This window comes from Pseudomonas sp. GM49 (assembly GCF_000282355.1).
Lineage (GTDB): Bacteria > Pseudomonadota > Gammaproteobacteria > Pseudomonadales > Pseudomonadaceae > Aquipseudomonas.
Genome location: NZ_AKJL01000014.1, coordinates 1 through 14131, shown reverse-complemented (window position 1 = coordinate 14131; position 14131 = coordinate 1). Strand labels below are relative to the sequence as shown.

13 protein-coding genes and 1 other RNA gene are annotated in these 14131 nt (G+C 59.3%); 12 read left to right on the top strand and 2 right to left on the bottom strand.

Annotated features, from left to right (window positions below; all coding sequences use genetic code 11):
• Window positions 1-34: 34 nt before the first annotated feature.
• Window positions 35-802: a GntR family transcriptional regulator gene (locus PMI29_RS28055; RefSeq protein ID WP_007993567.1), complete on the bottom strand. Its 768-nt coding sequence runs from the start codon at window positions 800-802 to the stop codon at window positions 35-37.
• A 261-nt stretch (window positions 803-1063) separates the two neighbouring features.
• Here PMI29_RS28055 and PMI29_RS28060 point away from each other — a divergent pair, with 261 nt between their 5' ends.
• The 11 genes from PMI29_RS28060 to PMI29_RS28105 all read left to right on the top strand — a co-directional run bounded on the left by PMI29_RS28060 (window position 1064) and on the right by PMI29_RS28105 (window position 11595).
• A complete protein-coding gene (locus PMI29_RS28060) occupies window positions 1064-2758 on the top strand; it encodes a lactate permease LctP family transporter (RefSeq protein WP_007993566.1) in 1695 nt (564 codons plus the stop codon).
• Between the two features lie 151 nt (window positions 2759-2909).
• Window positions 2910-3734, top strand: coding sequence for a (Fe-S)-binding protein (locus PMI29_RS28065; protein ID WP_007993564.1), 825 nt, complete (start codon window positions 2910-2912; stop codon window positions 3732-3734).
• Window positions 3731-5182: a LutB/LldF family L-lactate oxidation iron-sulfur protein gene (locus PMI29_RS28070; RefSeq protein WP_007993562.1), complete on the top strand. Its 1452-nt coding sequence runs from the start codon at window positions 3731-3733 to the stop codon at window positions 5180-5182. Before PMI29_RS28065 ends, PMI29_RS28070 begins: the two co-directional genes overlap by 4 nt.
• Entirely contained in the window at window positions 5182-5853 is a 672-nt protein-coding gene (locus PMI29_RS28075; RefSeq protein ID WP_007993560.1) for a LutC/YkgG family protein, read from the top strand. Before PMI29_RS28070 ends, PMI29_RS28075 begins: the two co-directional genes overlap by 1 nt.
• Entirely contained in the window at window positions 5850-8660 is a 2811-nt protein-coding gene (locus PMI29_RS28080) for an FAD-binding and (Fe-S)-binding domain-containing protein (RefSeq protein WP_007993558.1), read from the top strand. Before PMI29_RS28075 ends, PMI29_RS28080 begins: the two co-directional genes overlap by 4 nt.
• 198 nt (window positions 8661-8858) lie before the next feature.
• Complete coding sequence (locus PMI29_RS28085) at window positions 8859-9134, top strand: hypothetical protein (RefSeq protein WP_007993555.1); 276 nt, start codon at window positions 8859-8861, stop codon at window positions 9132-9134.
• Between the two features lie 335 nt (window positions 9135-9469).
• Window positions 9470-9748: a hypothetical protein gene (locus PMI29_RS28090; RefSeq protein WP_007993553.1), complete on the top strand. Its 279-nt coding sequence runs from the start codon at window positions 9470-9472 to the stop codon at window positions 9746-9748.
• A 94-nt stretch (window positions 9749-9842) separates the two neighbouring features.
• Window positions 9843-10236: a transfer-messenger RNA gene (gene ssrA, locus PMI29_RS30715) on the top strand.
• Between the two features lie 179 nt (window positions 10237-10415).
• The gene (locus tag PMI29_RS28095) at window positions 10416-10877 is read left to right on the top strand and encodes an isochorismatase family protein (RefSeq protein WP_007993551.1); all 462 of its coding nucleotides are present in this window, start codon (window positions 10416-10418) and stop codon (window positions 10875-10877) included.
• Window positions 10878-11051: 174 nt separating this feature from the next.
• Window positions 11052-11414, top strand: coding sequence for a DUF6124 family protein (locus PMI29_RS28100; RefSeq protein ID WP_007993549.1), 363 nt, complete (start codon window positions 11052-11054; stop codon window positions 11412-11414).
• A gap of 1 nt (window position 11415) precedes the next feature.
• On the top strand, window positions 11416-11595 hold the full coding sequence (locus PMI29_RS28105; RefSeq protein WP_007993547.1) for a hypothetical protein: 180 nt from the start codon (window positions 11416-11418) through the stop codon (window positions 11593-11595).
• A gap of 53 nt (window positions 11596-11648) precedes the next feature.
• On the opposite strand, the gene PMI29_RS28110 is transcribed toward PMI29_RS28105, so the two are convergent.
• Window positions 11649-12557, bottom strand: a complete 909-nt coding sequence (locus PMI29_RS28110; protein ID WP_007993545.1) for a YeeE/YedE thiosulfate transporter family protein — start codon at window positions 12555-12557, stop codon at window positions 11649-11651.
• Window positions 12558-12699: 142 nt separating this feature from the next.
• Between PMI29_RS28110 and PMI29_RS28115 the strand changes: the two genes are divergently transcribed.
• A complete protein-coding gene (locus PMI29_RS28115; protein ID WP_007993544.1) occupies window positions 12700-14106 on the top strand; it encodes a DUF2252 domain-containing protein in 1407 nt (468 codons plus the stop codon).
• Window positions 14107-14131: the final 25 nt, after the last annotated feature.

The following is a 14131-nucleotide window of genomic DNA, read 5'->3' as shown; positions in this document are numbered from 1 at the left end:
ATGGCGATCGCAAAAACGATACACATCCGACTGACTACATCCCCTTGCGCCGCTCCGCCCGGGCCATGCGCTGCACTTCCTGACGCACTTCTTCCAGCACCTCCTGCACATACAAAATGTGCCGACTGGAAACTTCCCGTGCCTGCTCCGCCCGCCCTTCGATAATCGCCTGGTACAACTCCCGATGCTGCGTGATCAGCATGTCGCGGGTTTCAGTACGTTGCTTGTACATGCCACCGATGTTGGTCACCACGTTGCGCTTGAGCAGGTCGAACAGCCCGCGAATGGTGTGCAGCAACACGGCATTGTGGCTGGCCTCGGCGATCGCCAGGTGAAAACTTGCGTCCGCCGCCCCCTCTTCCGCACGACTCACTTGTTCGTGACGCGAATAGCAGTCCTGCAATTCGTTGAACGCCGCGGTGAGCCGCTCGCGATCCACATCCGTAGCACGCAGCGCCGCGTAGTAGGCGCAAGACGCTTCCAGCGTATGGCGAAACTCCAGCAGATCGCGTTGCGCCTCGGGATTGCTTTCCAGCAGATGCAACAAGGGATCACTGAAAGTGCTACCCAGCGACTCCACCACATAGTTGCCGCCGCCCTGGCGACTGACCAGCAGACCCTTGGCGGTCAGCTTCTGAATGGCTTCGCGCAACGAAGGGCGTGACACACCAAATTGCTCGGCCAGCGCGCGCTCGGCCGGCAAGCGCTCACCCGCTCTCAGCGTGCCCTCGAGGATCATGCCCTCAAGCTGCTCGACAATATCGTCAGACAAACGGCGCTGACGAATCTGATCAAACCCCATAACTCGATTACTCCACGACCCGACGGCTCGCCGGGGCTCTATTCTGGCCTATCGGCGCCACGCCAGCACCTGTCACAACGCATTTGGTCATACCAGGCAGACGACCTGCGCACTTTGCATTCGACAAAAGTTTTAGGGCGGCAAATTGACACACCGCCTACAAGGCTTTTACCCTAGCCAACAGCGATTGTAAATTGGTCTTACCAATTATCCAAGAACGCTGATCAGTGCCTGACCAACAACAATTAGGGGCCACCCCATATGCAAACCTGGCAACAGCTCTATACCCCGCTCGGCAGCCTCGGCCTGTCCGCACTCGCCGCCGTCATCCCCATCGTGTTTTTCTTCCTGGCCCTGGCCGTATTCCGCCTCAAGGGCCATGTGGCTGGCAGCATCACCCTGGCTTTGTCGATTCTGGTGGCGATCTTCGCTTTCCAGATGCCGGTCGATATGGCGTTCGCCGCCGCCGGGTATGGCTTCGCTTATGGCCTGTGGCCGATTGCCTGGATCATTGTGGCAGCGGTGTTCCTCTACAAACTGACGGTCAAGAGTGGTCAGTTTGAAGTCATCCGCAGTTCGGTCCTGTCGATTACCGATGACCAGCGTCTGCAAGTCCTGCTGATCGGTTTCTGCTTCGGCGCCTTCCTCGAAGGAGCAGCCGGTTTCGGCGCGCCGGTAGCGATTACCGCCGCCCTGCTGGTAGGACTTGGCTTCAATCCGTTGTATGCCGCCGGCCTGTGCCTGATCGCCAACACCGCGCCGGTAGCCTTCGGCGCTCTCGGCATTCCGATCATCGTTGCCGGCCAAGTGACCGGTATCGACGCATTCAAGATCGGCGCCATGACCGGGCGCCAACTGCCGCTGCTGTCGATGTTCGTGCCGTTCTGGCTGGTGTTCATGATGGATGGCCTGCGCGGCGTGCGGGAAACCTGGCCTGCAGCGCTGGTGGCCGGCTTGAGCTTTGCCGTGACCCAGTACTTCACCTCGAACTTCATCGGTCCGGAACTGCCGGACATTACCTCGGCCCTGGCCAGCCTGATTGCCCTGACCCTGTTCCTGAAAGTCTGGCAACCAAAACGCGCCGCCGGCCAACACATCGTGGGCGCCGTCTCGGCCTCCGTGGTGAGCGCCAGCGTCGGTGGTTTCGGCCAGAAGCGCACAACCGTGGCATCGCCTTACAGCCTCGGGGAAATTTTCAAGGCCTGGTCGCCGTTTTTGATTCTCACCGTACTGGTCACCATCTGGACCCTGAAACCGTTCAAGGCCATGTTTGCCGCTGGCGGCTCGATGTACAGCTTCGTGTTCAACTTTGCCATTCCGCACCTGGATCAGATGGTGATCAAGGTTGCACCCATCGTGGCCGCGCCGACCGCCATCCCGGCGGTATTCAAACTGGACCCGATTTCCGCGACCGGCACGGCGATATTCTTTTCGGCACTGATCTCGATGCTGGTGCTGAAGGTCAACTTCAAAACTGGTCTGACCACTTTGAAAGAGACCTTTTATGAACTGCGCTGGCCGATCCTGTCCATCGGCATGGTGCTGGCGTTTGCCTTCGTGACGAACTACTCGGGCATGTCCTCGACCATGGCCCTGGTACTGGCGGCAACGGGCGCAGCGTTCCCGTTCTTCTCGCCGTTCCTCGGTTGGCTGGGCGTGTTCCTCACCGGCTCCGATACCTCGTCCAACGCCCTGTTCAGCTCGCTGCAAGCGACCACCGCGCACCAGATCGGTGTCAACGACACCTTGCTGGTGGCGGCGAACACCAGCGGCGGCGTGACCGGCAAGATGATCTCGCCACAATCGATCGCCGTGGCTTGTGCCGCGACCGGCCTGGTGGGCAAAGAATCGGATCTGTTCCGCTTCACCCTCAAGCACAGCCTATTCTTTGCAACGATTGTCGGCCTTATCACCTTGGCCCAAGCCTACTGGTTCACCGGGATGCTGGTGCACTAAGGACTACAAGCAACACGATAAAAACCGACGCCGGGACACGCCCCCGGCGTCCGCTACTCACACCCCGGTCTGTAAGGCTGCTGAAAGCTTCCCTCTCTATATTCAGCGGCCTCAACGGACGAATAACCGGGACCACCCGGAGACACGCCTGATGAGCGAGCTTTTTTACAACGCTGTGCCGAATGCGACCCGTGTCGCCCCGCCACTGCCCGAGCCTCGGCAATACCCCAGCGAGAAACCGTCACGGGTCTATCTGTTCGGAACCTGCGTGGTGGATTTGTTCTACCCCGAAGCCGGAATGGACGCGATCCACCTGCTGGAGCGCGAGGGCATTCGTGTCGAGTACCCGCAAGGACAAAGCTGCTGCGGACAACCGGCCTACACCTCGGGTTACACCGAGCAGGCACGGACCGTGGCGCGCTCGCAACTGGCGTTGTTTGCCGGGGATTATCCGGTGGTGGTGCCTTCGGGCTCTTGCGCCGGGATGTTGCGCGAACACTATGCCGACTTGTTCAAGGACGAGCCGGAAACGTTGAAACAGGTTCAGGCGCTGGCCGCCAGAACCTTTGAGCTGGCCGAGTTCCTGTTGTTTGTCTGCAAGGTGCAGCTCAAAGACAGCGGCGAACCGGTGAAAGTCGCGCTGCACACCTCGTGTTCGGCACGCCGTGAAATGAACACCCACCTGCACGGCCGCGAATTGTTGTCGCAGTTGAGCAATGTGGAGCGGGTCAATCACGATCACGAAAGTGAATGCTGTGGCTTTGGCGGGACATTCAGCGTCCGTATGCCAGACATTTCCGGCGCGATGGTGGCTGACAAGACCCGGGCGTTGAAGGAGTCCGGCGCGCATCAGGTATTGAGTGCCGACTGCGGCTGTTTGATGAACATCAACGGCTCATTGGAAAAACAGCAGGAAGCGTTGCGCGGTCAGCATCTGGCCAGCTTCCTCTGGCAGCGTACCGGGGGTGCCCGATGAGCACTTCCACGATTATTCCTACGGTTGCCGTAGAAGAAGATTTCCGCACCCGCGCCCACAACGCGCTGGGTGACGCGCAATTGCGAGGCAACTTTCGCAAGGCGATGGATTCACTGATGACCAAACGGGCAGCAGCTTTCAGCGATGCCCACGAAAGAGAACACTTGCGCGCACTGGGCAATGCAATCCGTGCCCGCGCGCTCTCCAAGTTGCCCGACCTGCTCGAGCAACTGGAACAGAACCTGACCCGCAACGGTGTGAAAGTGCACTGGGCGGAAACGGTGGACGAGGCCAACGGCATCGTCCTCTCGATCATCCGCGCTCACGAGGGGCGGCAAGTGATCAAGGGCAAATCGATGGTCAGCGAAGAAATGGAGATGAACCATTTCCTTGCTGACCGGGGCATTGAATGCCTGGAATCGGACATGGGCGAGTACATCGTCCAGCTCGACCACGAGAAGCCTTCACACATAATCATGCCGGCAATCCACAAGAACGCCGGTCAGGTCGCGTCCTTGTTCCACGACAAGCTTGGAGTGGAATACACCAAGGACGTTGACCAACTCATTCAGATCGGTCGCAAGGTCTTGCGGCAGAAATTCTTCGAAGCGGACATCGGCGTCTCCGGCGTCAACTTCGCCGTGGCCGAAACCGGCACCCTGCTGCTAGTGGAAAACGAAGGCAACGGTCGCATGACCACCACGGTGCCACCTGTGCACATCGCCGTCACCGGTATCGAAAAAGTCGTGGAGAACCTGCGCGACGTGGTGCCGCTATTGTCGCTGCTGACCCGCTCGGCGCTGGGCATCCCGATCACCACTTACGTCAACATGATCTCCGGCCCGCGCAAGGAACATGAACTCGACGGCCCGCAGGAAGTGCACCTCGTACTGCTCGATAACGGCCGCAGCCAGGCTTTTGCCGACAGCGAATTGCGTCAGACCCTGAACTGCATCCGTTGCGGTGCCTGTATGAATCATTGCCCGGTGTATACCCGAATCGGCGGCCATGCCTATGGGGAGGTTTATCCCGGCCCTATCGGAAAAATCATCACCCCGCACATGGTCGGCCTGGCGAAAGTCCCGGATCACCCGAGCGCCTCTTCGCTATGCGGAGCCTGCGGGGATGTATGCCCGGTAAAAATCCCGATCCCTGCTTTGCTGCGGCGTCTGCGCGAAGAAAACGTCAAGGCCCCGGACAGCCCCCATCAAGTGATGCGCGGCCAGGGCAGCAAGTATTCGCGCAAGGAACGGTTCATCTGGAACGCCTGGGCGAAGCTCAACAGTTCGCCGACGCTGTATCGCCTGTTCGGCTTTTTCGCCACCCGTTTGCGTGCCCTCACGCCGAGCAATGTCGGCCCGTGGACGCAAAATCACAGCGCGCCGAAACCCGCTGCCCGCTCACTGCATGACATGGCCCGCGAGCACTTTGCCAAGGGAGACCGCTGATGAGCGCCAAGCAAAATATCCTAGCCAAACTGCGTAATAGTCTGACAGGCACCACACCGGTGGCCGACAACTTTGATGTCGAACTGGTGACCCAGCCTTACACCTACGCTCCTGAGCAGCGCATTGCGCAACTGCGCAAGCTGATGGAAGCGGTGCACACGGAAATTCATCTGACGTCCGGCGAAGAGTGGCCAACGCTACTCGCGCAATTGCTGCGGGACCGCCAGTTGCCGAGTCTGCTGATCGCACCGACAACGCCCCACGGTCAACGCATCACACAACACTGGGCGAATAATCCAGGCCTGCCAATGCTCAAGGCCTACGACCGCCCGGTCGAAGAATGGAAAGCCGAGTTGTTCAACGATACCCCGGCGAGCCTGACCACCACCCTCGGCGCCATCGCGGCGACCGGCAGCCTGATTCTCTGGCCGACGCGGGAAGAACCGCGCTTGATGAGCCTGGCCCCTCCGGTGCATTTCGCCCTGCTCAAGGCCAGCGAAATCCGCGACAACTTCTATCAGGTGCAACAGGAGTTCGAATGGGCCCAGGGCATGCCGACCAATGCGTTGCTGGTGTCCGGCCCGTCGAAGACCGCCGACATCGAACAAGTCCTGGCGTACGGCGCTCACGGTCCGAAGGACCTGGTGGTGCTGATCCTGGAGGACCAATGAGTCTACCGGCCACTTTCCTGCGCGATGCACAGCAACTGATTCCTCAAGAACGACGTTTCGACGACCCTCTGTCGACCCTGGCCTTCGGCACTGACGCCAGTTTCTATCGATTGATTCCGCAACTGGTGATTCGCGTCGAGTCCGAAGACGAAGTGGTGGCACTGCTGCAACTGGCGCAACGCGATCAGGTGCCGGTGACCTTCCGCGCCGCCGGCACCAGCCTGTCTGGCCAGGCGATCAGCGATTCGGTGCTGATCGTGCTGGGGGAAAACTGGAACGGTCGCGAAATCCGCGGGCAAGGCGCGCAAATCCGCCTGCAACCGGGGGTGATCGGCGCCCAGGCCAATGCCTGGCTGGCGCCGTTCGGACGCAAGATCGGCCCGGATCCGGCCTCGATCAACGCCTGCAAGATCGGCGGAATCGTCGCCAACAATGCCAGTGGGATGTGCTGCGGCACGGCGCAAAACACCTATCACACCCTGGCCGGCATTCGTCTGGTGCTGGCCGACGGCAGTCGTCTCGACACTGAGGACGCCGCCAGCGTTGCGGCGTTTCGCCAAAGCCACGCCACCCTGCTGGAGCGCTTGGCGACTCTTGGTCGTGAGACCCGGGCAAACGCTGAGCTGGCTGCGAGAATCCGCCACAAATACCGTCTGAAAAATACCACCGGCCTGTCGCTCAATGCCTTGGTGGATTTCGACGAGCCTGTGGATATCTTGAGCCACTTGCTGGTGGGCTCCGAGGGCACGCTAGGGTTCATCAGTGCCGTGACCTACGACACGGTGATCGACCACCCGAACAAGGCCTCGGCCCTGATTGTGTTCCCGGATGTCGAGACCTGCTGCAACGCGGTCACCGTGTTGAAAAGCCAACCGGTGTCGGCCGTGGAACTGTTGGACCGACGCAGCCTGCGTTCAGTGCAGAACAAACCCGGCATGCCGCCTTTCGTACAGCATCTGTCGAACAATGCCTGCGCCTTGCTGATCGAATCTCGCGCCGCATCACCCACACTGCTGCACGAGCAACTGGCGCAGATCATGGCGTCGCTGAAGGCGTTCCCGGTGGAGAAGCAGGTCGATTTCACTGAAGACCCGCAGGAAAACGCCCGCCTCTGGGCCATCCGCAAAGACACCTTCCCGGCCGTCGGCGCGGTGCGCAAGACCGGCACCACGGTGATCATCGAAGACGTCACCTTCCCGGTCGAACAACTGGCCGTCGGCGTCAACCGCCTGATCGAGCTGTTCGACAAACATCACTACGACGAAGCAATCCTTTTCGGACACGCGCTGGAAGGCAATCTTCACTTCGTCTTCACCCAAGGCTTCAACAACTCGGAAGAAGTCGCACGCTACCAAGCGTTCATGGACGACGTGGCGCAACTGGTGGCGGTGGAATTTGGCGGTTCACTGAAGGCCGAACACGGCACCGGGCGCAACATGGCGCCGTTCGTCGAGCTGGAATGGGGCAGCGATGCTTACCAGTTGATGTGGCAGCTCAAGCGTCTGCTCGATCCCAACGGCATTCTCAATCCAGACGTGGTGCTCAGTGAAGATCCGCAGATCCACCTCAAGCACCTCAAGCCCTTGCCGGCCGCCGACGAGATTGTGGACAAGTGCATCGAGTGCGGCTTCTGCGAACCCGTCTGCCCGTCGAAGGGCCTGACCCTGAGTCCACGCCAACGCATCGTGATCTGGCGCGACATTCAGGCAAAAAAACGTGCCGGCGTCGATACTGCCGAACTCGAAGCCGCATACGAATACCAGGGCATCGATACCTGCGCCGCCACCGGCCTGTGCGCACAACGTTGCCCGGTCGGCATCAATACCGGCGAACTGGTGAAAAAACTGCGCAGCCGCAAGGCAACACATACGAAAACCGCCAACTGGCTTGAAGGAAACTTCGCCACGGCGCTGCAAGGGGCGCGTTTCACCCTGCACGTCGCCAACGGTGCGCGTCTGTTGCTGGGCGCGCCGCGACTGGCAACACTTTCCGCTGCCGTAACCAAGCTGTCCAAGGGACAGGTCCCGTTGTGGACCAACGCCATGCCGCAGCCGGAAAAAGCCATCCGCTTCAGTCCCGCCGTGTCGGACGAACGCCCTCGGGTGGTGTACCTGGCGGCTTGTGTGTCGCGGGTTATGGGGCCAGCGGCGGGGGATAAAGAGCAGGTGTCGTTGTACGACAAAACCCGCGGGCTGCTGGAGAAGGCCGGTTACCAGGTGGTCTTCCCGGACAATCTGGACAACCTCTGCTGCGGCCAGCCATTCGCCTCCAAAGGCTACGCCGAACAAGCCGAACATAAACGCCAGGAACTGATCGGCGCCTTGCTGCACGCCAGTCGCGGCGGGCTCGACCCGATTTACTGCGACACCAGCCCGTGTACGTTACGGCTCACTCAAGACCTTGGCGAAGTTCGACTGGACCTCTACGACCCGGTGCGTTTCATCCGCACGCACTTGGTGGATCGCCTCGACTTCACACCGCAGGAAGCGCCGATTGCGGTACACGTCACTTGCAGCACTCAGCACCTTGGCGAAAGTCAGGCGTTGATCGATCTGGCGCGCAAATGCAGCAAAAACGTGGTCATTCCTGAAGGCATTCACTGTTGCGGGTTTGCCGGTGACAAGGGCTTCACCACGCCGGAGTTGAACGCCCATTCGCTGCGCACGCTCAAGGACGCGGTGCAACAATGCAGCGAAGGCATTTCCACCAGCCGCACCTGTGAGATCGGTCTGACGCAACATGGCGGCATTGACTACCACGGACTAGTCTATCTCGTGGACCGCGTTACCCAGGCTAGGGCGACCTGAGCAGAACCTCACGAAAGGCGCATTCATCTGCCCTTTTAGTGCTTCCTGCCAAAACTGATAGCATTACAGCAATAAATAGAACCCTGACGTGCCGCCGCAGTCCACAGATCAAGTCCTGCAAACGTGGGACCTTTCCAAAACTCGGCAGCCCGTCCTGATGGTCAGCGATGCCTGGCCACTCAGTTCAAGGAGATACTCATGAAACGTTCTGTACTGTTTGGTCTGTTCGTTACTGCCTCAATGCTGGCCTCCCCCTCGTTTGCCGCCGAAAAAGATCTATGCGCGGTCAACCTGCAAACCATCGAAAACGCAAAGGCACAGATTCCTCCCGAAATGGCTGAGCAAGTAGCAGACTCTGTCGAGAAGGCCCAAGCCGACCATGCAAAAGGCACCAAAAAAGGTATTGATGATTGCGTCGCCGAGACCAACCAAACCATCCAGGACCTCAAGAACGCGAGCAAAGGCGGGAAGTAACTCTCAGCTCAAGGTCAGCCTTAGGGTTGGCCTCCTGGGCCTTGTTGGCGTACATCAACAACGAAGTACTGGTAGCCGGGAGTTAAAAGCCCGACTGCGTCCGATACGCAGCAAACCAAAACCCGCCAGTTGCGGGTTTTGTTGCATCCGGGGTCTGGAAATGTGTAACCGTGCGCATCTCTGGAAAAAGCTCGACACGTTCTCTGAAAAAACCGAATTCTTGCGTTGCGTCGTAGTCTTTTAGATAGGCCCCATCAATCGTGGCTGTTTTTCGGGCTCGGCCTGGCCGCCCGCTCATACGTCAGCACCGAGACCATCCGATCCAGGAGATATCCATGAAACGTACCGCACTCGCTGGCCTGTTCATTTCTGCTGCAATGTTGGCCACTCCTGTATTTGCTGCGGACAACAACCTCTGTACGAGCAAGCTGCAAGAGCTCAAAGGCAAAGTGAATGCGCTGCCGGCGACCTCCGGAAACACCACAATGGAGATCAAAAGGCTGATGTCCAGCGCCGAAGCCTCACAAGCCTCCGGAGACGACAAGAAATGCGTCACCGAGGCCACCCAGGCATTGGCACTCGCTGACAGACAGAGCAACGAGCCCCACCCATAATTTGTGCTGGCCAACCTTCGGGTTGGCCTTCTGAGTCACGTTGACGTACACTGTACGGGCTTGTTGCTCACTTGATTCAAAGAGCACCAGGCTCGGGGCCGTTTAGGATTCGACGCCGGTTGCGAAACTTTAGGTGCATGCCGAGTTGGTAACAGAACTCGTAAATCCACTGTTGCAACTTCCTATAGTTGCCAATGACGAAACCTACGGGGAATACGCTCTCGCTGCGTAAGCAGCCTTAGCCCTTCCCTCCTGGTACCTTCGGGTCCAGCAATCATCAGGGGATGTCTGTAAACCCAAAGTGATTGTCATATAGAACAGAATCGCCGTGCAGTACGTTGTGGACGAAGCGGCTAAAACTTACACAACTCGCCCAAAGCACCCTGCCCGTCGGGTCGCTGAGGGTTAACTTAATAGACACGGCTACGCATGTAGTACCGACAGCGGAGTACTGGCGGACGGGGGTTCAAATCCCCCCGGCTCCACCAAATACGAAGCAAAACAAAACCCGCCAAGTGCGGGTTTTGTTGCATCCGGGACTCTACAATCCATGCCACACCGCCCCCCCTGTGGGAGCGGGCTTGCCCGCGAAGAGGCCAGCCAGATCAACACAAATACCCAGCGGCCACAGAAGCCACCGTCACCGCGACCTACCCCGGAGACGCCCATGCGCCAAGCCCTCCTGATCATCGACCTCCAGCCCAGTTTCGCCCCACCCCAATGGCTCATCGATGGCATCCAGACACTCATCGGCACCCTGCCCAGCGTCGCCACCGTCGAACGCCACGACGAATCCAAAACCCCCTTCCAGAAACAGCTCGGCTGGCACCCCGCCCCGGACGACGACTGTCTGATCCAGGCTGACCGCATCTTCATCAAGCACGGATACGCGCCGTCGCCTGAGACCATCGAGTATTTAAAAAGCCTGAAGGTGGACCGGGTATTGGTCTGCGGCCTTCAGACGGAGACCTGCTGCCTGGCGGCGGGGTTTGCGCTGTTTGATGCGGGTTTGCAGCCGACGTTGATTACGGACTTGACGGTGGGGTCGTCGCTGGACCGGACGGGCGGGTTGGGGGTCAGGCTTTGGGAGCATCATTTCAAGCACATGGTGCGATCGAGTGACCTGTGATCGGTGCAATGACTTCACCACGTCCTAGGAAATTTCCCGCAAAACGCATCGCCTTTCATGAACTGGCGGACGCTGATTCTCGAAGATAGCCTTCTGGGGTCGCTGAACATCAGCGATCAGTTTTGACAGACTGAAAACCGGGGCAGCTCCTATGAATAGACCAGGATCTCCATCATGAAAAAACACAGCCCCACTCCACAAAACTCTTCATCTGATCCAACCAACAAAACACCCGACTTATCCAAACTCTCCAAAACCACCGAACCCGCCATCAGCGCCCGCCTGCGCAACCCCAGTCACCTCGACCCCGTCAGCCACGTCTTCACCATCCGCCCCGACATCGACACGCCGTCCCTGCTCACCCACGCCAGCGAAACCCTCGCCTCGCTCAACGTCATGAGCACTGACCTGGCCTGTGATCTTGAAAGTTCGCGCCGCAACATCGCCCTGGCAATCCAGCAATTGGCTGTGCTGGCGCAATTGCTGGTGAATCGGGCGCTGGACAACATTGCGCCACTTGATGAAGTGGAGGCTTGAGATGGATCGATACATGACGATGACCGGCATCGACTGCACCATCGCATCACTACTGATCGACGCCGAAGTACCACTGGATGTTCTGCACGAAACAGCGGCCTATCGCATCCGCACAGCGATGCCATTGCTGGAGTGCTTCGCGGCGGATGTGGGTGTTTACAGCAAACAGGCGCGGGTTTGATCCTTGAACATGGACGATCCCATTGAGATCGTCCAACTCAGAGCCGCGATCACTCAACCACGCAACCGCCTCACCCAAACCCCCACCAATATCCCCAACACAATCGACACCAACGGCACAGCGCCTACCCAGGTCAGTGTCGGAAACACCAACAATATCTGCGAGTCATTCCCGCCCAGCATCATCGAGGCACCGGTCCCCATCAGCACGCCAGCCAGTAAATGCCTGCCCGCCGTCATCACTTCAAACCGCTGATAGTTGAACGTACGACGATGCAATGTGTAACAGAGCATACCCCCCAGCAACAGGCTGAACACCGCGACACGTTGCTGGGTCAGCATGTTTTCGCCCGGCAACCAGAACATTTTCGAGAGATCGTAAAAGAACACGCTGGGCGTCCACTGCGGTTCGAAGGTGTAGAGGGCGCTGGTCAGCGCGCCCAGCAACAGGCTCGACAGCACCAGGTGTTTGTCACCGTGGATCCGGATTAAAGACAGCAAAATCAGCAACACGATGCCGATGACCAGCCAGTAATGACGGCTGGAAATCATCGGCATTTGCAGCGCCCGGTGTTCGGTCAGCATGTTCAGGTGATGCCACAGCACGATGCCCAGCACCCAGCCGAGGATGGTGAAAACCTTGTTGAGGTTGCCGCTGGCGAGTTTGGTCAGGGTGCCGACGCTGCATCCGTCATTGAGCACCGAGGCGAGGCCGAACAACAGCCCGCCACCGACCAGCGACAAGTAGCCAACCTCGGGAATGAACAACGGCTGACTGACGCCAAACAAGGCGTAGAACGGCGCGAGCAACAGGCCGAACAAACCGCAACTGACCAACGACACGAACAGGGTCGGCCGGCGCTTGAGCAGCAGCCCCATGGCGTTGACCAGACACATGCCCATGCGTTGGGACACCCAGCCGATAAGGAACGCCAACAACAGCGAAATCAGCAGTGAAAGCACAGGCCTCCCTGTCTCCGGTCAGTGACATCGTGCCGATGCCTGAGAGAGAGACTAGCCGCTGCGCAAACACTTGGGATGACCCCGTAAAGCCCTTCTACACTCAATCGGCATATGCCCTACAACACCTGTCGAATAGGCCCTCATGACCACCCTCACCGACCGCTTGAAGCAAGGCAAGGATGCGCGCAAGAAGTGCTCGCGCAGTTCGCAAGCCTCCTTGGGAAATGTCGCCCGCGACCCGATACCGCTGATCAAGGCCTCAAGTGAAGGACGCGTCAAATCGCTGGTGGAGTTGCGCTACGGGCGAATGCTGGTGTCACCTTTCACCTTCTATCGCGGTAATGCGCTGCTGCAGGCCCACGACCTGTCGGGCACCTCGAACATGGGGTTGGATTCGCCGATTTGCGGTGATAGCCACCTGATGAATTTCGGGGGCTTCGCAACGCCTGAACGCAATCTGCTGTTCAGTGTCAACGACTTCGACGAAGCCCATCCCGGGCCGTGGGAGTGGGACTTGAAACGTCTGGTGGCAAGTTTCCTGGTGGCGGCTCGCGATCTGCGTCATGGGGAAACGGTTGAAGAAACGGTTTGCCATCAGGTCGTGGGCGCCTATCAGAAAACCATGCTCGAATGCGCCGAACAAAGTGCGCTGGAAACCTGGTACGAGGCCATCAGCTATGACGACCTGCTGGCGCAGGCCAACAAAAGCACCCTGGAACACGTGGAACGGGCCATCGAAAAAGCCGAGCGTCGCACCCATGCCGAACTGCTGCCAAAAATCAGCGAACGCGACGCCCATGGTCGTCTGATCATTCGCGATGACCTGCCAGAAATTTTCCACCTGCACAAAAACACCACGCTGCTGGACGCCGATGATGACTGGTTGCGCCTCTCGGACTGGCGCCCGCTCTACGACACCTTCATGCGCGACTATCGCGGCACCCTGCAAGCGGACCGCCGCGATCTGGTGTCGCGGTTTCATGTTCAGGACGTGGCGTTCAAAGTGGTGGGTGTCGGCAGTGTCGGCACCCGTTGCCTGGTGGCGCTGTTGACCGACGATCAGGAGTTCCCGTTGTTCCTGCAATTCAAGGAAGCGCGGCGCTCGGTGCTCGCAGGCTACGTGAAAGCCAAGTCACGAGTGCGGCATGAAGGGCAGCGGGTGGTCGACGGTCAGCGGTTGATGCAATCGGCCAGCGACCTGTTCCTCGGCTGGACCACCGGCCCCAGCGGACGGCATTTCTATGTGCGGCAATTGCGCGATATGAAAATATCCGCCGAACTCGAGACTTTCGATGGCGACGCATTCGCGGCCTATGGCCGGCTCTGCGGCCGGGCCCTGGCTCGTGCCCATGCCAAGTCTTCCGGGCGCGCGGCGGTGATCAGCGGCTACATCGGCAAGAGCGAGGCACTGGCCGACGCGCTCTATAAATATGCCCGGGGTTATACCGAGCAGAACGAGCGCGATTTCGAGCGGTTCCAGCAAGCCTGTCGCAAGGGCCGATTGCGGGCACGGTCGGAAGCCGACTTTGCCGCAGATCACCTGCCGTAGCGGTGTGGCAGGCTCCGGCGCGGGG